At 51.6% G+C, this 20,802-nt stretch carries 18 protein-coding genes; 15 read left to right on the top strand and 3 right to left on the bottom strand.

Annotated elements, in window-relative coordinates; all coding sequences use genetic code 11:
- The first annotated feature begins 54 nt into the window (after window positions 1-54).
- Together M1L66_RS30470 and M1L66_RS30465 are read left to right on the top strand one after the other, a co-directional pair.
- Entirely contained in the window at window positions 55-1,869 is a 1,815-nt protein-coding gene (locus M1L66_RS30470) for an ABC transporter ATP-binding protein (RefSeq protein ID WP_434689382.1), read from the top strand.
- Window positions 1,866-3,608 carry an ABC transporter ATP-binding protein gene (locus M1L66_RS30465; RefSeq protein ID WP_434689380.1) on the top strand — a complete coding sequence of 581 codons (1,743 nt, stop codon included), beginning with the start codon at window positions 1,866-1,868 and terminating at the stop codon, window positions 3,606-3,608. The genes M1L66_RS30470 and M1L66_RS30465 overlap by 4 nt, the downstream gene beginning before the upstream one ends.
- A 116-nt stretch (window positions 3,609-3,724) precedes the next feature.
- On the opposite strand, the gene M1L66_RS30460 is transcribed toward M1L66_RS30465, so the two are convergent.
- Window positions 3,725-4,270 (bottom strand): hypothetical protein, encoded by a 546-nt coding sequence (locus tag M1L66_RS30460; RefSeq protein WP_434689378.1) that lies wholly within the window; start codon window positions 4,268-4,270, stop codon window positions 3,725-3,727.
- Window positions 4,271-4,277: 7 nt separating this feature from the next.
- Window positions 4,278-4,886: a type 1 glutamine amidotransferase family protein gene (locus tag M1L66_RS30455; RefSeq protein WP_434689376.1), complete on the bottom strand. Its 609-nt coding sequence runs from the start codon at window positions 4,884-4,886 to the stop codon at window positions 4,278-4,280.
- Between the two features lie 420 nt (window positions 4,887-5,306).
- Here M1L66_RS30455 and M1L66_RS30450 point away from each other — a divergent pair, with 420 nt between their 5' ends.
- From M1L66_RS30450 to M1L66_RS30395, 12 genes are all read left to right on the top strand, one after another.
- Window positions 5,307-5,945 carry a hypothetical protein gene (locus tag M1L66_RS30450; protein WP_002604985.1) on the top strand — a complete coding sequence of 213 codons (639 nt, stop codon included), beginning with the start codon at window positions 5,307-5,309 and terminating at the stop codon, window positions 5,943-5,945.
- Window positions 5,938-6,330 (top strand): iron chaperone, encoded by a 393-nt coding sequence (locus M1L66_RS30445; RefSeq protein WP_187020462.1) that lies wholly within the window; start codon window positions 5,938-5,940, stop codon window positions 6,328-6,330. The genes M1L66_RS30450 and M1L66_RS30445 overlap by 8 nt, the downstream gene beginning before the upstream one ends.
- Window positions 6,311-7,312 carry a hypothetical protein gene (locus M1L66_RS30440; RefSeq protein ID WP_434689374.1) on the top strand — a complete coding sequence of 334 codons (1,002 nt, stop codon included), beginning with the start codon at window positions 6,311-6,313 and terminating at the stop codon, window positions 7,310-7,312. Before M1L66_RS30445 ends, M1L66_RS30440 begins: the two co-directional genes overlap by 20 nt.
- Before the next feature lie 227 nt (window positions 7,313-7,539).
- Window positions 7,540-8,454: a hypothetical protein gene (locus tag M1L66_RS30435; protein ID WP_187020461.1), complete on the top strand. Its 915-nt coding sequence runs from the start codon at window positions 7,540-7,542 to the stop codon at window positions 8,452-8,454.
- Window position 8,455: 1 nt separating this feature from the next.
- Complete coding sequence (locus M1L66_RS30430) at window positions 8,456-9,766, top strand: adenylosuccinate synthetase (RefSeq protein ID WP_187020459.1); 1,311 nt, start codon at window positions 8,456-8,458, stop codon at window positions 9,764-9,766.
- Window positions 9,751-11,235 (top strand): sensor histidine kinase, encoded by a 1,485-nt coding sequence (locus tag M1L66_RS30425; protein ID WP_434689371.1) that lies wholly within the window; start codon window positions 9,751-9,753, stop codon window positions 11,233-11,235. Before M1L66_RS30430 ends, M1L66_RS30425 begins: the two co-directional genes overlap by 16 nt.
- A 2-nt stretch (window positions 11,236-11,237) precedes the next feature.
- Window positions 11,238-12,095, top strand: a complete 858-nt coding sequence (locus tag M1L66_RS30420) for a response regulator transcription factor (protein ID WP_187020456.1) — start codon at window positions 11,238-11,240, stop codon at window positions 12,093-12,095.
- A 190-nt stretch (window positions 12,096-12,285) separates the two neighbouring features.
- Window positions 12,286-13,389 (top strand): TRAP transporter substrate-binding protein, encoded by a 1,104-nt coding sequence (locus M1L66_RS30415; RefSeq protein ID WP_434689369.1) that lies wholly within the window; start codon window positions 12,286-12,288, stop codon window positions 13,387-13,389.
- Window positions 13,390-13,670: 281 nt separating this feature from the next.
- Complete coding sequence (locus tag M1L66_RS30410) at window positions 13,671-14,198, top strand: TRAP transporter small permease (protein WP_002604977.1); 528 nt, start codon at window positions 13,671-13,673, stop codon at window positions 14,196-14,198.
- Complete coding sequence (locus tag M1L66_RS30405) at window positions 14,195-15,490, top strand: TRAP transporter large permease (protein ID WP_187020451.1); 1,296 nt, start codon at window positions 14,195-14,197, stop codon at window positions 15,488-15,490. Before M1L66_RS30410 ends, M1L66_RS30405 begins: the two co-directional genes overlap by 4 nt.
- Before the next feature lie 29 nt (window positions 15,491-15,519).
- A complete protein-coding gene (locus M1L66_RS30400) occupies window positions 15,520-15,990 on the top strand; it encodes a YcxB family protein (RefSeq protein ID WP_434689366.1) in 471 nt (156 codons plus the stop codon).
- A 67-nt stretch (window positions 15,991-16,057) separates the two neighbouring features.
- Entirely contained in the window at window positions 16,058-17,029 is a 972-nt protein-coding gene (locus M1L66_RS30395; protein ID WP_187020627.1) for a TRAP transporter substrate-binding protein, read from the top strand.
- Window positions 17,030-17,081: 52 nt separating this feature from the next.
- Here M1L66_RS30395 and M1L66_RS30390 read toward each other — a convergent pair whose 3' ends face one another.
- Window positions 17,082-19,982, bottom strand: coding sequence for a response regulator (locus M1L66_RS30390; protein ID WP_434689364.1), 2,901 nt, complete (start codon window positions 19,980-19,982; stop codon window positions 17,082-17,084).
- A gap of 228 nt (window positions 19,983-20,210) precedes the next feature.
- Here M1L66_RS30390 and M1L66_RS30385 point away from each other — a divergent pair, with 228 nt between their 5' ends.
- Window positions 20,211-20,780 carry a DUF1847 domain-containing protein gene (locus tag M1L66_RS30385; RefSeq protein ID WP_432764179.1) on the top strand — a complete coding sequence of 190 codons (570 nt, stop codon included), beginning with the start codon at window positions 20,211-20,213 and terminating at the stop codon, window positions 20,778-20,780.
- The last annotated feature ends 22 nt before the right edge of the window (window positions 20,781-20,802 follow it).

Here is a 20,802-nt window from a genome sequence, read left to right as displayed (position 1 = left end):
GTTATAGTGCGAGTTACAATGCGAGTTACAATTCAACAAAAAGGAGGATGAAAAATGGAAAGCAGTAACAGGGAAATCATGACACGGCTTCCGGAGGCAAAGAAAGTCACGCTGATGACCTTTGCCGGAAAGTACCGGTTCCTCACGGGGACCGGCTGTGTCTTATCGGGAATCAGTTCCGTAATTGCGCTGGCGCCCTATCTGTGCATGTGGAATGTAGTGAAAGAGGTGGTTCTGACCTGGAATACCGGTCTGGACGGCCGGAGTCTGGTTCATTGGGGCTGGCTGGCGGTGGCGTCATCTCTGATCAGCATGCTGTTTTATTATGGAGCGCTCATGTGCACTCATTTATCGGCCTTCCGCACAGCCAGAAATATGAAGACCGCGGCGCTTCACCACCTGACAAGGCTTCCTATCGGATATTTCAAGCAGGAGGGGAGCGGAAAGCTGCGGCGGATAATCGATGATGGAGCCGGCCAGACGGAGACGTATCTGGCTCATCAGCTTCCGGATCTGGCAGGGGCTATTGTGACGCCTGTCGCCGTTCTTGTGCTTCTTCTGGTCTTTGACTGGAGATTCGGCCTGATCAGCCTGGTTCCAATGGGCGTGGGCGTATTTTTCTTAAGCCGCATGATGGGAACCGGGATGGCGGAGTGTATGCGGCAGTATCAGAACGCCCTGGAAGATATGAATAACGAAGCGGTGGAGTATGTCCGGGGAATTCCGGTGGTTAAGACGTTTCAGCAGAGTATATTTTCGTTTAAGAGCTTTCACGATTCGATCCTCCGGTATCGGGATTGGGCGGTGAATTATACCATCTCCCTGCGCATTCCCATGTGTGCCTATACAGTCAGCATCAACGGGATTTTTGCCATACTGATTCCCGCCGGAATTCTGCTGGCCGGTGATATTTCCAGAGGAGCCTCCTATACGGCTGCGGCGCTGGACATTATCTTTTATATTTTATTCAGCCCGATCTGTGTGGCAATGATGGATAAGATCATGTGGACCAGTGAAAATACCATGGCAGCCAAAGACGCCATGAACCGCGTCTTAAAAATTCTGAAGGAAGAGCCGCTTTCCGAGCCGCCCGCGCCGAAGAAGCCAAAGGATTATACGATTCAGTTTCAGGATGTGACATTTTCTTACCGGAAGGGAGGAATTGCAGCTCTGGATAAAGTCTCCCTCACGGTTCCGCAGGGGGCTACCGCGGCCGTGGTGGGCGCTTCGGGCAGCGGCAAGACCACATTGGTAAGCCTGATTCCCCGGTTTTTTGATGTCAATGGCGGTAGTATCACCATAGGAGGCGCCGATGTGCGTGAGATCGGTACGGAGGAGCTGATGAAAATGGTCAGCTTTGTATTTCAGGACTGCCACTTATTTAAGGATACCCTTCTGAATAACATACGGGCGGCCAGGCCCCAGGCTGCGGAGGCCGAGGTTAGGCGGGCTCTGGAAGCCGCACGGTGCGAAGATATCATTGAGAAAATGCCGCAGGGCCTCCATACCGTTGTCGGCACAAAGGGAGTCTATTTATCGGGAGGTGAGGTCCAGCGGATCGCCCTGGCAAGAGCTATCTTAAAGGATGCCCCCATCGTTCTGTTGGATGAGGCAACCGCATTTGCAGATCCTGACAATGAGTACCTGATTCAGCAGGGATTTGAGAAACTGGTAGAAGGCAAGACGGTTATCATGATCGCCCACAGGCTGTCCACCGTCTGCCGTGCGGACCGCATCTTTGTGATGGAGAAGGGACGCATTGCGGAAGAGGGAAGCCATAACGCACTTCTCGCATCCGGCGGACTGTACGCCAGGATGTGGGAGGATTACCAGAGGTCGGTAGAATGGAAGGTAGGTGGAAAGGCATGAGTAAATATCTTCAGAAAAAATTTGCATTGAGCGGGCAGGGAGGAAAAGATCTGACAAAGGCAATCTTTTGCTGTGCCCTGACGAATATCAGCCTGATGTTTCCGATGGGAATCCTGTTCCTCTTTATGGAGCGGCTGACCGGCCCTCTCGTCGGCCTGGAAGCCCCGGATATGGGAATCGGCGGACATGTGGGAATCAGCGTGGTTCTGCTGGCGGTGATGGGCTTCTTTGAGCATCTGCAGTATAACGCCACATTTCTCTCCTCCTATCAGGAGAGCGCCAATATGAGAATCAGGCTGGCGGAACGGCTTCGTAAGCTGCCGCTGTCATTTTTCGGTAAAAGAGATCTGGCCGATTTGACGACTACCATTATGGCGGACTGTGCATTTGTGGAGAAAGCATTTTCTCATTTTATACCGGAACTGATGGGGGCTTTGATTTCCACGGTGCTGATCGGAGTCGGACTTCTTGCCGCAAACTGGAGGATGGGAATTGCGGTCTTGTGGGTGGCACCTGTATCATTTCTTCTGGCTGCCCTGACCAGACCGCTTGTGGACCGGATGGAGCGGAGACAGAAGGGGAAAAAGATCGCAGCCTCCGATGGCATTCAGGAATGCATCGAGAATATTCAGGATATCCGGGCCAATAACCAGAGTGCGGATTATCTGGAGAAGCTGGACCAGAAAATCATGGACGTGGAATCGATTACGGTTAAACTGGAGCTGTTAAACGGCACGCTGGTAACCTCGGCTCAGATGATCTTAAAGATCGGCATGGCAACCACGGTTCTGGTGGGAGCGTCCCTTCTCGTTTCTGGCTCTATAAGCTTTATGATCTTTCTGATGTTCATGCTGGCTGCGACCAGGCTGTACCAGCCGCTGAGCGGCTGCCTTCAGAATCTGTCTGCCGTGTATTCCACGCTGCTTGTGGTAGAGCGCATGAAGTCCATCGAGGAACAGAGGATACAGCAGGGGAGAGAGGACGCCGCCTATCGTGGCTATGATATCGTGTTTGACCGGGTGGGATTTTCCTATAAGGAAGGGGAACCGGTCCTGCGGGAGGTGTCCTTTACCGCGAGACAGGGGCAGGTTACGGCTCTCGTAGGCCCATCCGGAGGCGGCAAATCCACCAGCGCAAAGCTGGCCGCGCGGTTCTGGGATATCGATAAGGGAACGATCACCATCGGCGGCTGTGATATCAGCAAAATAGAGCCGGAGACGCTGCTGAAGAGCTTCGCCATCGTATTCCAGGACGTGGTTCTGTTCAACAATACGATTATGGAAAATATCCGTCTGGGCAGAAAGGGCGCCTCCGATGAAGAGGTACTGGCGGCAGCCAGGGCAGCCCAGTGTGAAGAATTTATTAGCCGTCTTCCAGAGGGCTATCAGACACGGATCGGGGAAAATGGCTCCACCCTTTCCGGAGGCGAACGGCAGCGGCTGTCCATCGCAAGGGCTCTTTTAAAGGATGCACCAATCATACTCATGGATGAGGCCACGGCATCCCTGGACGTGGAGAATGAGACGTTGGTCCAGGAGGCCATCTCCAATCTGGTGAAGGATAAGACCGTGCTGATTATCGCCCACCGGATGAGGACTGTAGCGGGCGCCGATCAGATCGTCGTACTCAAGGACGGATGCGTGGCGGAACAGGGAACGCCGGAAAAGCTGCTTGAGGATAATGGGATTTACCGTCATATGACGGAGCTTCAGAATAGAAGTTTGTCCTGGAGTTTGTAAATCTTTAAAGGTGTGAGAGAGTCATTGCCGAACAACGGCGCCTGATGATACAATAAGTAATAATGGGCACGTCTTTTACCAATAAGGCGTAATACGTAAAAGGTCTGTTTTACGTATTACGCTGTTGTCCATGATTCAAAAAGAATATAGTCATCTTCCGTTTCAATCAGATAATCGAAAGCGTTCCAGGCATGAATATCACCGTATCGAATGATAGAAAGAATACGTGACGGAACGGCAAGATCAAGTATTTTATTCTTAATATCGAATCCTTCTATGGTATCCGCCTGTATATATTTGATACTCGAAGTACCTCGACACGAAAAGTATTCTGGTATCCAATCGTTTTTTAAGTGCTGTTTCCATTCACCAGTACTAAAATTATCCTTCCACGGTTTTTCTGTTTTCGGCCATTCTTGATGATCATATAATGAATAGATAAAAAGAGCAGAAACTGCCATTTCCAGGGAATTGCACAAATATTTTGGAATTGCACAAAAATAGGCCCCTTCTTCTCTGGCATCGCGGGAATATACACGATTGCTGCGTATGCTGTCTTTATAATTTTCTATAGCTACTTTTGAGGCTAATTCAGCAAAATAATCTATATCACAAAACAACTTACCTACTGTATTTAATATAAAATCAACCTCCTGTTTCATAGCTATTTCAGGTGTCATAAGACGGCAAACATACCTGCCTTATCGCGCCATATTTGAAATTATCATACCACTTTGCCATTTCAACGTCGCTATCCACTTTTAGTATTTTGAAAATTTCATAAGCAAATTCAACCGCCGCCGTTTCATTTGCAGTAATAAAACCGCCATCCACCACTACCTGAGCAGGAACATAGAGTGCCTGTCCACAATACCCACGTTGACTTTGAAACAGTTCCAGGCTATCACCTGTATGCTTTATATCATTCAGAAAACCATGCCTGCATAAAAATGTTGTTGCACCGCAAATAGCGGCTACAGGAACACTGGCATTTGAAATTCTTCTGATAAACTCCGCAATTTTATCGTAGTCATTTTCTTCCCAAGAAAGACCACCAGGTAAAATAATAATTGCAGTATTGGAAAAATTCAAATAATTATCTATGCTGTAATCAATGTTTACACACAGGTTGCCCATAGAAACTTTAGGACTAGTATCAAGAGCTATCGTTTTTACAACATAATCTGAAAACACGTTGGCAACAGCTATCGCGTAGCTCGCCTCCCAATCGCACCATCTATCGGTCAGCAGTAACAATATTTCATTTTTCTTATTCATTAAATTTCCTTTCATTAACACAGGTAATGTGCCTTATCCGCCTAATGCGTACAAACCCATAATCTTTTTTCATTTTAATATGACCGCATGGAAATGTCAAACAGCTCAGTTTATTTCATTACTTCATGCTACAGCTCATAACTCGGTTTGTTCGCTTGGGCACCATTCGGGCACCATTTTACCCTTTGCAGGACGGTTTCTCACATGGCAGAAATGCTGATTTCATTGGCCTTTCCGGCTGGAAAAAGGATTTTATGGTTTACTTTTTGGTTTCCGGAAATATGAATTTTGCATATAAGTGATCCGCCCCACACATCTACCCGCGTTTTATCAGGAAATATCTGTAAAAAAACAGCATTTGATGGTAGAATGGTTAATAACACAAGCAAAGTGACTATTGCAAAGACGGGAGACGATCATATGGAGAATCAGAAAATCAGAATCATAAAGAAAAACAACGATTTTTCCCTGGAATACCAGCCGGGCGATATTTTTACGGTAGACAGCACCTGGTACGGAGGGGTCAACGTGACCAGCAAATCCGGAATTCCGCTGTCGCTCGACCGGGAAGAATACGAGCTTTATCAGGAGGAAGAGGAGCCGCGCCGCGAGATCGACCGGTATTCCTATCATCTGGGCGCGATGGACAGTTTCTGCGAGATGGTGGCGGCGGGAGTAAAAAAGCTGGCCATGAGCCACCCCTGTGCCACAAAGGAGGAACGGGATTTATTTCTGCCGGAGGTGAAACGGATCTGTGATTCTTACGGGATACGGTTCTATCCGGAGGATGAAGCGTTTCTGACGGACTTATTTCCTGAGGAGCTGAACCGGGGGACGTATAACTATCTGTTTTACAGCGCGGACGAGGTGCTGGAATCGTATCTGGGTCTGAAAGAAGAGCAGAAGCGGCTTATGGAAAACGGCACTTACACCAGACAGCAAAGCTATGAGACTGCCAGGAAGTTCGGACAGCTTCTTTCCTATACGGAGGAGGGAACCAGGCGGCTGATCGAGAAAACAGAGAAGCAGAAGGCGGAAGGAGACACGTGCCATGGCTGATCAAAAGAATCAGGAACGCTGCCAGGAAGTCGATGATTATATCGCCGGTTTTGAGGCTCCGGTGCGGGAGCGTCTGGAGGCGGTCCGATCCCTTGTCCTGGAGACTGCCGCCGGATGCAGCGAGAAGCTGGCGTGGGGCGCCCCAACGTACTACTTAAACGGATATCTCTTACAGTTTGCCGCGTATAAGAAGCATCTGGGCTTCTACACCACTCCGGCCACGCTGGAACATTGGAAAGAGGCGCTTTCCGGTTATAAGACAAATGAGAAGAATACGGTGCAGTTCCCTCATAATAAGGAACTGCCGCTGGATCTGATGAAAGAAATGATTCTGTTCCGGATCCGTGAGAAGGAGACTGATGCGGATGGCTCTGTTAAAATGTAAGATGTGCGGCGGAACGCTCACAATTGATAAAGACAGCAGCCTGGCTGTCTGTCCTTACTGTGGGACGAAATCCACAGTATACGATCAGGACAGAAAACTGTTCGAACAGTTTCAGACCATGTTTGCGGCTCTTTTGAATAAAGATGCAGACGCGGGAAAGACGGAGGAGGGCTTCTGGGTGGAGGCCACGGACGAGGAGCTGGTCAGGGAGGATGGGGAGATCATTGCCATCCGCTGCCTCTGGAGGATGAAGGCCGATTTCTGTACCGTGTATGTGGCGAAGAAGAATGTGATTTACACGTTTGATAAACAGTATGAAGCCTATGCGGACCGTTACATCAAGATGGTTTCGGAGGTGAAGTATCCGAACCGGGAGATGGAACAGGAGCTGAAAAACTACATTCCGCAGGTGGTGACCCACTGCCGCCTGGAAGACGGAGGCCGCATGGTGGCCATAGAAAAGAAGCCGGGCGTCTATCCATTACGGCTGTTAGGCATTCTGCTGGACCGCCATGCGGCCTGGGTGATCAGCCGGCTGGAGAATTTGTGCTGCCTCCTCTCCTATAGCGGAATTGTTTTAAATGGCCTGACACTGGACAATTTATTTGTGGAGCCAGCCACCCATCAGATCTACTTATACGGCGGATGGTGGTTCGCCGGATATCAGAACGGAACGATGAGCGGAATCTCCGCGGACGCAAGAAAATGCATCTACAGGAAATACCTGGAGAGCAAGCGATGCCATTTCTCCACGGACTTGGAATCGCTGCGTCTTGCGGCGGCAAAGCTGCTGGGATGCGAGACAAGGGAGGCGGTGGAAGGCCTTCTGACTCTGCCGGAACCGTTCCGGGAGTTTTTGCTGGAGCCGGCAGCAGGCAGTGCCGGAAGCGATTTTGCCGAGTGGGACAAAGTGCTGGAGGCCTCGTACGGGGAACGGAAATTCATTCCCCTTCCCGTTACGGATGAGGAAATCTACAGCTAGTACTGCGTTGCGCAATTAACTGTGATAAAACACCCGCTATCTACGCCAGAGCCGCGCCTGCAAAGCTAGCCGTAGGGTCCACTACGCCGTCGCTTTGCAGACACGCCTCTGACGCAGATATCAGGCATTTTATTCACAATTAATTACGCAATGCAGTACTAGTACTGCGTATTATCAGGGCAGTATACCGGAATAAAAGATCTATCACATATGCAGGAGGAAACAGTATGGGACACGGAAGTTACCAGAGTAAGGATTGGAATAATTTACGATCAGCAAGAAACATCAACCAGAATTCCACGGTAAACGATATCTACCGTTCCAGGCAGATGAGACCGAACCTGGACCCCAATGGGGTGAAATACCGGGAATCGTGTGATTCCATGGACAATCCGGCGTCCACCGCAATTATTTTCGGGCTGGATGTGACGGGCTCCATGGGATACTTATCGGAGGAGATCGCCAAGGGCGCTTTAAACCGCACCATGCTGGAAATATATGAGAAGGAGCCCGTTACGAACCCGCATATTATGTTTCAGGCCATCGGGGACTCCAAGACGGATGATGCGCCTCTCCAGGTGACCCAGTTCGAGGCGGATATCCGGATTGCGGAACAGCTTTTGGATGTCTGGTTCGAGGGACGGGGCGGCGGCAACGGCGGGGAGTCTTACCTGCTTTCCTGGTATTTTGCGGATAAGCATACGAAGATTGACTGCTATGACAAACGCGGAGAAAAGGGATTCTTATTCACCATAGGCGACGAGCGGTGCCATAAGATTCTGACGAAAGCGGAGATCAAGCGCGTGTTCGGGGATCTGGCTTTCCGGGATTGCAGCGCCGAGGCCCTCTATGAAAAGGCCTCCCGCAGATATGAGATTTTCCATATCGTGATGAAGGCCGGAGCCTACAAGGCACAGAACAGCGGGAAAGACTGGAAGCAGCTGATCGGATCCCGTGCCGTAGAGCTTGATCCGAATGATCTGGATGTGCTTCCGGAGGTTTTTGTCAGCCTGATGCAGGCGGCCAGAGGCATGGAGACAAAGGCAATTACCGCGCAGTGGAGCGGAAAGGCCGCGGACGTGGTTGCAGAGATTATAAAAGGAATCAGAAAAGAAGAGGGAGAGGGCTTCCTGACATTTTGACATGGGTGATTACGGGAAAGAGATAAAAGCGGTTATTGGCAAGAATTTTGGTGACGAGGGAAAGGGAAAATGTGTGGACCTCCTCTGTGCTGAGGCCATGGAACAGGGAAAAAAGGCTGTTGTAGTGCGCCATAACGGCGGCGCGCAGGCGGGCCACACGGTGGAAGGGGAAAATTTCCGGTTTGTATTCCACCAGCTGGGGAGCGGCTGCTTCAGAGAGACGCCGTTTTACTGGAGTGAGACATTTCTCCCCGATCTGGTAAAGCTGGGGGAGGAGGCGGAAGCATTTGAACGGATACGCGGTGACAACGGGGCCGGACATGACGCGGTGGCCGCCTATGCAAGCCCGGACTGCGTCTGTGTGACCGTCTTTGACGTGCTGCTGAACAGTCTGGCGGAGGAGCTTCGGAGGGAGGCGCGCCACGGCTCCTGCGGCATGGGGATATATGAGACGGTCCACCGCGCCAGGTCAGTTACGGGCGGCGCAGTGACCTTCCGTCTCGGTGATCTGGAGGGAAAAAGCACGGAGGAGATTGCCGGGATGCTGAAAAGGATACGGGACTGTTACGTACCCGGACGACTGGAGGAAATATGCAGGGAGCTGGACGGCGGTCCGGAAGCGCCCTTTGACCGTCACGGTGACCCGTGCGCAGAGCGTGCGGGTGATCGTTGGGACAGGCTGTGGGATCATGAGTGGTTCCGCCTTCTGCGTGATGACAATGTGCTCTGGAACGCATCAGATCTGATGCGGGAAAATTTTAACCGCTACGTCATCACGGCAGATCCCAGCCAGGTCCTGGAACCGTTCGATACGGTGATCTGCGAAGGCGCCCAGGGACTTTTGCTGGACGAGGACAATACGGAGTACTATCCTCATTTGACGCCGTCCCACACGGGACTGTTCAATGTGAGCCGCCTTCTGGCATCGGCAAGAATCGAGCCTGCATCGCTGGACGTCCGCTATGTGACACGGTCCTACGTGACGAGGCACGGCGGAGGGCGGCTGGATCATGAGTGCCGGAAAGAGGAGATCAATCCCTTCATCCAGGACTTAACCAATCTGCCCAATCCCTGGCAGGGAGAGCTGCGGTTTGCAAAGCATCCTGACGTGAACGGGTTCTTTGCCCCGCTGGAAATGGATCTGGGGAATTTACCCGCACGGCTTAAGAAGCGCCTGTGTGCGCGGATCGAGGTGACCCATCTGGATGAGACAGACGGGCGGATTCTGTGCTGCGGCCGCCCCCGGGAACTGGAGGAGTTTCAAAAAGAATGTGAGAACATGGGGAAGGAAGTGCTATGTTTCAAAATATAAAAGAAATCTGGTTGACAATCTCTCTGAAGCGGAAGATCGGCTCTTTCGCCGTCATGGTAATTCTGGTCATGGGGCTTTCCGTGGCCTTTAATATTCGTATTATGGATTTCTCTCTGGGCAGTTTCAATGTCATACTCGACGATAATTCACGGTGTCACGATTTCCAGGAGGCGATGGAACTGGAAATAAAAGCGTTTGAAGTGTATGTGAGAGACCGTACACAGGAAAACAGGGATGAGTACGTCCTGGCCTGCGTCAGGTCGGAGCGGTGCCTCCGCTCCCTGCCCTTCGACTATGAGCGGATCGGCGAGGAACGGTATGCCAGGACCTGGAATGTGAAGAACGGTTATGAGGGGTACTGCATGGCCCGCGATCAGCTGCTGGAGATGGATTCCGGCTCTGAGGACTTTATTCCCCGTCTGTACGAAATTTATGATATGCAGTCTTACATTCAGACCTACGCCAGAAGACTGGTGCAGGTAACCTTAAAAGAGGGAAATGCGACCTACCAGGAAAAGGTTCCGGTGTTCTACCAGCTGCCGTATCTGATCCTTCTGTTCTCCGCTGTTATGATGGTGGTGGCTTTATGTCTGACGAAGCTGCTGTCCAGCACCCTGATCGATCCGCTGGTCAAGCTGGCCCACACCTCCAGAAAGATCGCCAGAAATGATTTCAGCAGCAAGGACATAACCGTTGAAAATAAAGATGAGATGGGGGAACTGGTCAGCGCCTTCAACAAGATGAAGCACGCCACGGAGGGGTATATCAACACCCTGAAGGAGAACAACGAGATGGCCGAGCTTCTCCACAAGGAGGAGCTGGAGAAGATGGAGATGGAGAAACGTCTGGACGCCACGCGGCTGGAGGTGCTGAAGAGCCAGATCAATCCCCATTTCCTGTTCAATACATTAAATATGATCGCATGCACGGCAAAGCTGGAGGATGCGAAGACCACGGAGCGGATGATCGCCAGCATGAGCAACCTGTTCCGGTATAATTTAAAGACATCGGAACAGATTGTGCCGCTGGATCAGGAACTGAAGGTGGTGGAGGATTACATGTATCTTCAGCAGATGCGTTTCGGCAGCCGTATCGGGTATGAGTGCCGGATCGATGTGGATGCCAGGCAGGTGATGGTCCCGGCCTTCACGCTGCAGCCGGTGGTGGAAAATGCCATTATCCACGGCCTGTCGCGGAAAGAGCAGGGCGGAAGGGTCTTTTTAAAGGTGTGGAAGGACGGAAACAGCGTAATAATCTCCGTGGCCGACACCGGCCTGGGAATGGACGAGGAGACGCTGGAGGAACTGGTGACCGCGCTGAAGAACAGCCACACGGCAAAGATGGGAATCGGCCTGGGCAATATCTACCAGCGGATTCAGACCATGTACCAGAACGGCGGCCTGAGAGTTTACAGCAAAAAGGGGCGGGGAACCGTCATTCAGATGACAATACCGCAGGAGGAAATATGAGTATGTACCGTGTATTAATCGCAGATGATGAAATGATTGAGAGAAAGGTTCTCTATAAGACGCTTACGGAGAATTTGGGGGACCAGTGCACGATTTTCCAGGCAGAAAACGGGCGGGAAGCCCTGCGGGTCTATGAAGAGGAGAAGATTCAGATCGCCATCTTAGACATCGAGATGCCGGGAATCACCGGAATCGAGGCCGCGCAGAAGATCCGGGAGCAGGATGGGGACTGCTGTATTATTTTCCTTACCGCTTTTGATGAGTTTGCCTATGCCAGAAGCGCCATTACGGTCCGGGCGCTGGACTACCTGTTAAAGCCGTATGACGAGCAGGAGCTGATGCTCGTCCTGGAGGAGGCCATGCGGCTGACCGAGGAGCGGATGGGAGAGAAAGCCGTAAGAGAGCAGATGGCCACAGGGACGTATTCCGGTACCGGATCAGACGGCAGATCTGCTTCCAAGACGGCCGGAGGCGACGGAGGCGGTACGGAAGCTTCCAGAGATGAGGGCGAGGATTTCGGCAGCCTCCGTCTGTCCAGAGTGGCAGAAATCATCGACAAGTATATACATGAGAATTACATGTTTGACATATCCATGCAGGACATGGCCAGGATGATGAATTATTCGGAGGCCTATTTCTGCAAGCTGTTCAAACAGTGCTTCCATAAAAATTTCACATCCTACTTAACCGAATTCCGTGTGGCGGAGGCGAAAAAGATGCTGGAGGAGCCGACGGTGAATGTAAAAGAGATTGGGAAAGCGGTCGGATATGCGGATTCCAATTACTTCGCAAAGGTTTTCAAACGGATTACAGGCCAGAGCCCCACGGAATACCGAATGGTTATTTTTCAAAGAATATAAAGAATGCGTTAAGAAGGTGTTTGTACGAAGTGCATAAAGAAAAGCAAAATATAGGTTAAAATAATACTATGATTCACAATTATTTACCGTTTCCAGGGAAAAGAAATCCTCTTATAATGAACTTAACGTAAAGAAAACGTTAAGAAATACACTGAAATGTAAAAAGAGTGTTAAGAGGAGGAATTGTGACATGAAGAAGAGATTTGTGAGCACAGTGTTATGCGCGGCAATGGTAGCCGGTTCCCTGGCGGGCTGTGGGTTAAAGACACCGGAGACGACGACGGCGGCGCCGGCACCTGAGACCACCACGGCAGCGGCGGCTGAGGAGACGAAGGCAGCAGAGGAGACTTCCGCGGCGGCAGAGGCTTCCGACACGCCGGAAGTAACACTTGTTTATGCCGAGGTAAACCCGTTAGACACCATCGTCGGACAGATGGCAACCGCGTTCAAGGAGAAGGTAGAAGAGCTTTCCGGCGGGAAGATCGCCATCGACATTCAGGCCAGCGGTGTTCTCGGTTCTGAAAACGATGTCCTCGACACCATGCTGGGCGGCGGCGGAACCATCGACATGTCCCGTATCTCCGCGTTCGCTTTGACAAGCTACGGCGTGGAAAAATCCGTACTTCTGTCTATTCCGTATACATTTGTAAACCGTGACCATTTCTGGAATTTCGCCAACAGTGACCTGGCGCCGGAATTCCTCATGGAGCCCCATGACAACAATCTGGGAGTAAGGGGCTTATTCTACGGCGAGGAAGGCTTCCGCCATTTCTTTACGGTAAAAGAGATCAGCGGCCTGGAAGACTTAAAGGGCATGAAGTTACGAGTATCCAATGACCCGATTATGAACGGTATGGTTCAGGGCCTGGGCGCAAACCCAACTGTTGTTTCCTTTAACGAACTGTATTCCGCTCTTCAGACCGGCGTTGTAGACGGTGCGGAACAGCCGATTGCAAACTACAAGTCCAATGCGTTCCAGGAAGTTGCGCCAAACTTAATCCTTGATGGCCACACCCTTGGCGCGGTTCAGGTTATCATCACGGACGAAGCATGGGATAAGCTGACAGAAGAGCAGCAGAACATCCTGATGGAAGCAGGAAAATACGCATCTGATTTCAACAGAAAGATCTCCGAAGAGGCAGAAAACAAGGTCCTGGATGAGCTGAAGGCAGAAGGCATCAATGTCATTGAAGTGCCGGATATCACCCCATGGCAGGAAGCCTGTAAGGATATCATCGATTCCTCTACGGCAGACAACAAAGAACTGTATCAGAAGATTCTCGATATGAAATAAATTCGCAACTATTTAGCCGTGCATCTTCTTGTTTTCGAAAAGCACGAAACCAAGAAGCCCGGGCGTTCAGCCCTATGCCAGTTTGTAAAAAAAAGTGCTTATACAAGCGAGCTTGTAACACTCTTTTCCGTACAAACTGCCGCACGGCTGAATAGTTACATAAATTGTTGCTGCAATGGAAACGGGCACAGAGGATGATTCTTGTTACGCCTCTGTGCCCCGTTTGTTACGGGGCATGTGCGCGGAAGTGTGCATGTGGCCGTATTGGAAAGGGGATCAAGATGCCGGGTATTTTTAATAAAATTGATAAGATTAAACCTGCCTACGATGCTACCTATCAGTCTGTCATGTTCTTATGCAAGCTGCTTCTGGTCGTGGATATCCTCATTACCACCATGTCTGTAATCGGGAGGTACGTTCCGTTTATTCCCGATCCGGCGTGGAGTGAAGAGGTGGTTTTAACCTGTATGTCTTATATGGCGGTGCTTTCGGCTGCTCTTGCAATCCGGAGAGGCGCCCACATCCGCATGACAGCTTTCGACTCGTATCTGCCGAAAAATGTCGTAAAATTTTTAGATTTACTCTCTGACGCGGCCGTTCTGGCCCTGGCGCTGATCATGATTTTTGTCGGTTGGAAGTATGCCAGGGGAATCGGCTCCAAGGGTTCCTATGTGAGTATGCCGAAGATATCCAGATTCTGGATGTATTTTCCGGTTCCTTTAGCGGGGGTGGCCATGCTGATCTTTGAACTGGAGGCTGTATACAATCACATCAAAAGCTTTTTCGTAAAGGAGGCGGACCAGTCATGAGTGGAGAAACATTAGCAATTGTCGTTTTGCTTGTCAGCTTTTTTGTCATGGTTTTTCTGCGCTTTCCGATTGCCTACGCGGTGGCGCTTTCCTCCGTGTTCTGTCTGCTTTCCCAGGGACTTCCGCTGACGACCATCTGCCAGCAGATGGTAAAGGGAATCAGTTCCTTCAGCCTCATGGCGGTACCGTTCTTTATCACCATGGGCTGTCTGATGGGCTCCGGCGGTATTTCGGAGAAGCTGATCGCGCTGGCCAACGCCTGCGTCGGATGGATGCGCGGCGGCATGGCAATGGTAAATATCGTTGCCTCCTATTTCTTCGGAGGAATCTCTGGCTCCGCGGCGGCGGACACCGCGTCCCTCGGTACAATTCTGATTCCGATGATGGTTGACCAAGGGTATGACGACGATTTTTCAACGGCCGTTACCATCACCTCATCCTGTGAGGGGCTTCTCGTTCCTCCCAGCCATAATATGGTCATCTATGCCACCACGGCGGGCGGCATTTCCGTAGGAAGCCTGTTCCTGGCCGGATATATTCCCGGTGCGCTGCTGGCGGTATCCTTAATGGTGGGATCGTATATTATATCGGTCAGACGCAACTATCCGAAGGGCGAGAAATTCAGCATTATCAACCTGTTAAAGCAGCTGGGCGTGTCCTTCTGGGCACTGGCGGCGGTTCTGATCGTGGTATTCGGCGTTGTCGGCGGTGCGTTTACGGCGACGGAGTCCGCGGCGGTCGCGGTTATCTACAGCCTGGTTGTCAGTGTGTTTATCTACAAGGGGCTGGACTGGAAGGGCGTCTGGAGAGTTCTCGGTGACTGCGTCGACACGCTGTCCATCGTTCTGATCCTGATTGCCACCTCCAACATCTTCGGCAACTGTCTGACACGCCTCCACGTTCCGGTTCTGGCGGCGGGTGCGATCATCGGCCTCACCGATAATCCGATTCTGCTGGCTCTGCTGTTAAACTTGATTCTTCTTGTACTTGGATGTATTATGGATATGGCGCCGATTATCCTGATCGCAACGCCGATTCTTCTCCCGATCGCCACGTCGATCGGTATCGATCCAATACAGTTTGGTATTATGGTAATTCTGAACTGTGGTATCGGGCTTTTAACACCTCCTGTAGGCGCGGTGCTGTTTATCGGATCCGCGGTATCCAAGACGCCGATGGAGCGGGTTGTCAAGGCGACGCTGCCATTTTACCTGTGTATGATCATTACGCTGATGCTGATTACGTTTGTTCCGGCCTTCAGTATGTGGCTGCCCACGGTATTGGCGAAATAACAGCGTTTGGCGGTTCGGAGGTGTGAGTGATGAAATATAAGTATACCTACAGGAATACCGCGGGCGAACTGTGGCAGCTTTCCATGTATTATACATACGGTTCAGTGGTCGGGATGTGCAATCTGATCTTCACGGCGGCGGTGATCGCCCTGACCATCAATAAATGGAATACAGTCAGCGGAGTATGGCGGTTCCTTCTGCTCCTCGCCTGCTGTCTCTTTACGGTTATCCAGCCGCTTGCCGTCTGGAGAAAGGCTGAGAAACAGGCAGCAGGGATCAGCAGGGATACGGAGATGGAGTTTGGAGACGGGGGAATCCGTATCCGGGTGGGTGACGAGAACTCTGCAATTCCATGGACCGTAGTCAAAAAGATTTCTAAGAAACCTACAATGATTATCCTGTTTTCCGATACCACTCACGGTTACGTGCTTACGAACCGGGTGCTTGGAAAAGACCGGGATGCGTTTTATAACTATGTAACATCGAAAAGTGCTGTATAGAGGGAACATGGCGGAAAGGAGGGACTGTGCTGTGAAAATAAAGACGGCGGCTCTGTTTGTCTTTGCAATGGTTATCCTGGCTGCGTGCGGCGGCCGGAAGGAAGACCAGACAAAGGCCGTAGATCCGGAATTTGTGTTTACGTATGCAGAGAATCAGGCAGAAGACTACCCCACAACACAGGGGGCCTACAAATTCGCCGAGCTGGTGGAAGAGAAGACCGGCGGGAGAATCGTGATCTCGGTCAACGCACAAGGCGTGCTGGGCGATGAGAAGACGGTAATCGAACAGATGCAGTTCGGCGGTGTCGATTTTGCCCGTGTGTCCTTATCGCCGCTGGCAGAATTTGTTCCCAGGCTGAATGTGCTTCAGATGCCGTATCTCTATACGGGAAGGGAACACATGTGGAAGGTCCTGGATGGGGAGATTGGCGACGATTTCTTAAATTCCTTCGACGGCTCCGATCTGGTGGCCCTGTCCTGGTACGACGCGGGAGCACGTAATTTCTATAGCTCGACAAGGCCGATCACGAAGTTGGAGGACATGAAGGGCATGAAAATCCGTGTCCAGGAGTCGGAGCTGATGGTGGGAATGATGGAGGCGCTGGGGGCCACCGCGGTGCCCATGGCCTACGACAAGGTCTATTCCGCCCTTCAGACCGGGATTATCGACGGGGCGGAGAATAACTGGCCATCCTATGAGTCCACGGCTCACTATGAGGTTGCCAAATATTATACGATCGACGAACACAACCGTGTTCCGGAGCTTCAGCTGGTGTCCCAGGCCACATGGGAGAAACTGACGAAGGAGGATCGGGATATCATACGCGAATGCGCACAGGAATCCTCCCGTTATGAGAGGAAGCTGTGGGAGGAGCGGGAGCGGACCTCTGAGGAAAAGGTGCGGGCGGCAGGCTGCCAGGTGGTGGAGCTGCCTCCGGAAGAAAAGGCCAGATTCCAGGAGGCCGTCACGTCCATGTACGGCAAGTACTGTGCGGAGTATGTGGATGTCATTGATGCGATAGTTGCGGTGGGGAAATAAACGAGGAAGGGAAGTGAGACGCCATATCCGGCATATCACTTCCCTTTCTCGTTTATTTCCCTATCGCTTTTTCCAATTCACTGATCAGCATAGTTATATCCAGCGGTTTTACCAGATAGCCGTTCATGGAGGCCTCAAACGCCTTCTTCCTGTCTTCCTCGAAGGCGTTGGCCGTCATGGCCAGGATTGGTATCGTAGCGGAGTCCTCACGGTTCAGGGCCCGGATTCCCCTGGAGGCATCCAGCCCATCCATGACAGGCATGCGGATATCCATCAGAATGGCCTGATACGTTCCGGGTTTCTGATCGCGGAAGCAGTGGATGGCCGCTTCCCCGTTCCCGGCGACATCTACTGCGGCGCCGTTCATCTCCAGGAGCGTCTTTGCGATCTCCTGATTGAGCTCGTTGTCCTCCACCAGGAGGATTCGGGCGCCCTTCAGAACGGATTTCTGAGTCCGCATCTCGGCTGCGGCCGGTTCCGCGGAGTCTTTTTTGTCCAGCTTCGAAAAGGTATCGTAAATGACCGAACGGAACAACGGTTTGGCGATGAAGTAGTCGATTCCGGCCTCGCGGGCCTCCTCCTCTATGCCGCGCCAGTCGTATGCCGTAATCATGATAATCATGGTGTCAGGGCCAACCAGGCGGCGGATTCGCCGGGTGGTTTCGATGCCGTCCATACCGGGCATCTTCCAGTCAATCATGGCGATATCAAACATCCAGTTCTCCATGATGGCCTTTTCTACTTCCCGGACAGCCCGGATGCCGGCGTCCACCCACAGCGTTTTCGCCCCGATATCGTCGAGAATCAGGGCGGTCTGTCTGCCAATAGAAGGATCGTCGTCTACCACCAGCACCTGAAAGCCTTTTAAGAGATTCTGACGTTTCCGTTCCCATTCTTTCTCCTCATCGTCGGATACCAGCTGGAAGGGAATGGTGACGGTGAACTGGCTTCCCTCCTGCTTGCGGCTCGTGACAGAGATGGTTCCGCCCATCAGCTGCACGAGGCTGTAGACGATGGAGAGGCCCAGGCCGCTTCCCACGTTGTTGCGGGCGTTGCCGGGGGCTTCCTGCTCAAAGGGCTGGAAGAGGCGCTTCATAAAGTCTTCCGACATACCGATTCCGTTGTCCTCAATGATGAACTGGATATAAGCGTATCCGTTGGTTCTCTTTTCTTCCGAGATATTAACGCGGATCGAGCCGCCTGGCGGCGTGAATTTCAGAGCGTTTGACAGGAGATTCATGAGAATCTGCTTCATACGCAGCGAATCCCCGATATAGTGGCTTTCCAGAGGCTCCAGGTGACGCATCTCATAGGCAATCTCCCGTTCCAGCGTCTGCGGATAGATAATCTGGTTGATCTCCTCCACAAATGCCGTGAAATCGAAGAGGTCATGAGCGATCTCCATCTTATCCGTTTCAATCCTGGACATATCCAGAATGTCGTTGATCAGGGAGAGGAGATACTTAGACGAGGTATCAATTTTTTGGAAGCAGTCCTTTACAGTCCTGGTATCGTTAAGCTTGATCTGGCCGATGGTGCTCATGCCGATGATGGCATTCATCGGTGTCCGGATATCGTGGCTCATGCGGGAGAGGAAGTCCGATTTGGCCCGGCTGGCTGCCTGGGCTGAAACGAGGGCCTCCCGGAGCAGCTGTTCCTGGCGGGCCTGTTCCTGCCGCAGTTCATCGAGGAACTTGATCAGACAGATCGTCAGAACGTCGTCGCTGAATGGATTCTCCACGGCAATCGCGTGAATAGACAGCCAGTGGTATTTGCCGTCGACTGCCCGCCCCTGTAGTTCCATATAGACTTCCTGTTCTCCGGCTGCAAAGCGGCGAAGAAGGGCGTCACGGCCGAAGGCATTGGTAAAATCCTCCTGATAGGTGCTGTAGATTCCCGGAATGCTGCCAGCCTGAAGGTCTGTATAGCGGCCTTCCTCAGGAAATTGATACTCCAGCTGGTCATTTACAAAGCAGTGGTACGTGTCATGAGTCAGATTGACGCTCACGATCAGGGGATAGGCGGTGCAGATCGCGGCACGCAGCGAACGGTTTTCCAAAATCCGCTCCTGCTCCTGAGCCTGCTCCAGACGCATTTGTTCAGTAATATCGGTAAACACCGCCTGGATGACCTCCAGACCGTTGCTGTTGATGATTCGTCCCATCACCACATTGATCCAGGCTTCCTCCCCGTCTTTTTTGATGCAGTGGCGCCGGTAGGAGGCGGACTCTCCGTTCAGGGTGAGGCGGTCGAGAAGCGCGGAGATCCACTCCTGGTCCTGTGTGTCAACCTTTTGGAGCGGGTTCCTGACCGCCTCGCGGTACTCCGACTCCGAGGCGTATCCGTAAAATCGCCATACCATGGGATTGACCGAGATGATGGTACGGGAGGGATCGGTGGAAAACTGGAGAATACCGCAGGGGAGCGTATGGTAAAGCTGTTCTAGAAATCGGGTCTGATGTTCGTATTCCTGCTTTTTCGTGTCCAGCGCGGATTTCAAACGCTCGAAGGCCTGGCGGCCCGATTCCACCGGAAAGAGTTCGTCGTCCTGAATCTCCGAAAATGGGACAGAGTTATGAATATGTACCGTTTCCAGGCCGTCCCCCTTTTCACGGAAAATAAAGGTAGCCCTCTGCTGGATATTTAGGCAGGTCTCGGATTCGGGCTTGCTGATCAGACGGCTGACCGCCTCGCATAAGTAGGAGCCGCCTCCTAAATCGATGGAATGATACTGTTCTTCACACATGTCGCAGGCGATCATCCCGTCCCTGCCGCTGCGGAAAACAGCGGCTACTGCTTCTTTTCCCTCCGCCTTCTGGTGTTCTCCGCTGCCAAGCCATACGATGTCATCGGCAAATGTCGAAATCATGAATTCCATGTCAGAGTCGCAAAAGTACGTAGTCAGTATTTTGCGGGCCAGTGACTCTATCTCAGCCAGTGTCTTTTTACCCAAAACAATTACCTCCCGGTTTAAGCCCAAAGTATATTTCTTTTATCATAGCACAGTTTGATACCGGAAGAAAGTGCGTAAGTTGGGAAACCATTGAAAATTAAGGGATTTTGCCTTTGACATCGGAACGATAATTGGATACAATATTAAATATAAAAAGAAAGCCGGGTAAGATCAATGTATATGTGTGCCAAATGTAAAGTTTATGCCTGCAGTGCAGGAGAGAAGAAGGTGCTTCCTAAAAACTGTCCTATGAGAAATGAGCCGCTCTTGAAGGAAGCGCTGTCCGAGTATGAAAAACCGGAAAATCACGATTTTTACGTGACTTCGTCGGAGATAGAGAGTCTGGGATACGGCCAGTGGGTGAGAGTGAGGGAAACCATAGAATTTTGCAGACGTATGGGATACCGGAAGCTTGGCCTGGCGTTCTGCAGGGGCCTCCGGAAGGAGGCGGAGATCGTTTCGGATATCCTGACGAGGCATGGATTTTCGGTGGTATCCGTGATCTGCAAGGCTGGAGGGACAGACAAGAGCCGCATCGGAATCGCCGAGGAACGGAAGGTCCATCCGGGCGAATTTGAGCCGATGTGCAACCCGGTTTTTCAGGCCAGCCTGCTGAATGAGCAGAAGACGGAGTTTAATATCGCATTGGGCCTCTGTGTGGGGCATGATTCCTTCCTGTATAAGTATTCGGACGCATTTGTCACCACGCTGGTGGTGAAGGACCGCGTGCTGGCCCACAATCCGGCAGGCGCATTGTACTGCGCGGAGGGGTATTATAAAGAGAAACTGAACGGCTGATACGCGATACCGGAAGAACAGG

Source organism: Hungatella sp. SB206 (assembly GCF_051132295.1).
GTDB lineage: Bacteria > Bacillota > Clostridia > Lachnospirales > Lachnospiraceae > Hungatella > Hungatella effluvii.
This window is presented reverse-complemented; position numbering and strand designations above follow the sequence as displayed.

What these genes read in the sequence shown, in the direction of transcription:
- M1L66_RS30470 (WP_434689382.1), top strand. Translation starts at nt 55, where the DNA reads ATGGAAAGCAGTAACAGGGAAATCATGACACGGCTTCCGGAGGCAAAG.
- M1L66_RS30465 (WP_434689380.1), top strand. Translation starts at nt 1,866, where the DNA reads ATGAGTAAATATCTTCAGAAAAAATTTGCATTGAGCGGGCAGGGAGGA.
- M1L66_RS30460 (WP_434689378.1), bottom strand. Translation starts at nt 4,270, where the DNA reads ATGAAACAGGAGGTTGATTTTATATTAAATACAGTAGGTAAGTTGTTT.
- M1L66_RS30455 (WP_434689376.1), bottom strand. Translation starts at nt 4,886, where the DNA reads ATGAATAAGAAAAATGAAATATTGTTACTGCTGACCGATAGATGGTGC.
- M1L66_RS30450 (WP_002604985.1), top strand. Translation starts at nt 5,307, where the DNA reads ATGGAGAATCAGAAAATCAGAATCATAAAGAAAAACAACGATTTTTCC.
- M1L66_RS30445 (WP_187020462.1), top strand. Translation starts at nt 5,938, where the DNA reads ATGGCTGATCAAAAGAATCAGGAACGCTGCCAGGAAGTCGATGATTAT.
- M1L66_RS30440 (WP_434689374.1), top strand. Translation starts at nt 6,311, where the DNA reads ATGGCTCTGTTAAAATGTAAGATGTGCGGCGGAACGCTCACAATTGAT.
- M1L66_RS30435 (WP_187020461.1), top strand. Translation starts at nt 7,540, where the DNA reads ATGGGACACGGAAGTTACCAGAGTAAGGATTGGAATAATTTACGATCA.
- M1L66_RS30430 (WP_187020459.1), top strand. Translation starts at nt 8,456, where the DNA reads ATGGGTGATTACGGGAAAGAGATAAAAGCGGTTATTGGCAAGAATTTT.
- M1L66_RS30425 (WP_434689371.1), top strand. Translation starts at nt 9,751, where the DNA reads ATGTTTCAAAATATAAAAGAAATCTGGTTGACAATCTCTCTGAAGCGG.
- M1L66_RS30420 (WP_187020456.1), top strand. Translation starts at nt 11,238, where the DNA reads ATGTACCGTGTATTAATCGCAGATGATGAAATGATTGAGAGAAAGGTT.
- M1L66_RS30415 (WP_434689369.1), top strand. Translation starts at nt 12,286, where the DNA reads ATGAAGAAGAGATTTGTGAGCACAGTGTTATGCGCGGCAATGGTAGCC.
- M1L66_RS30410 (WP_002604977.1), top strand. Translation starts at nt 13,671, where the DNA reads ATGCCGGGTATTTTTAATAAAATTGATAAGATTAAACCTGCCTACGAT.
- M1L66_RS30405 (WP_187020451.1), top strand. Translation starts at nt 14,195, where the DNA reads ATGAGTGGAGAAACATTAGCAATTGTCGTTTTGCTTGTCAGCTTTTTT.
- M1L66_RS30400 (WP_434689366.1), top strand. Translation starts at nt 15,520, where the DNA reads ATGAAATATAAGTATACCTACAGGAATACCGCGGGCGAACTGTGGCAG.
- M1L66_RS30395 (WP_187020627.1), top strand. Translation starts at nt 16,058, where the DNA reads ATGGTTATCCTGGCTGCGTGCGGCGGCCGGAAGGAAGACCAGACAAAG.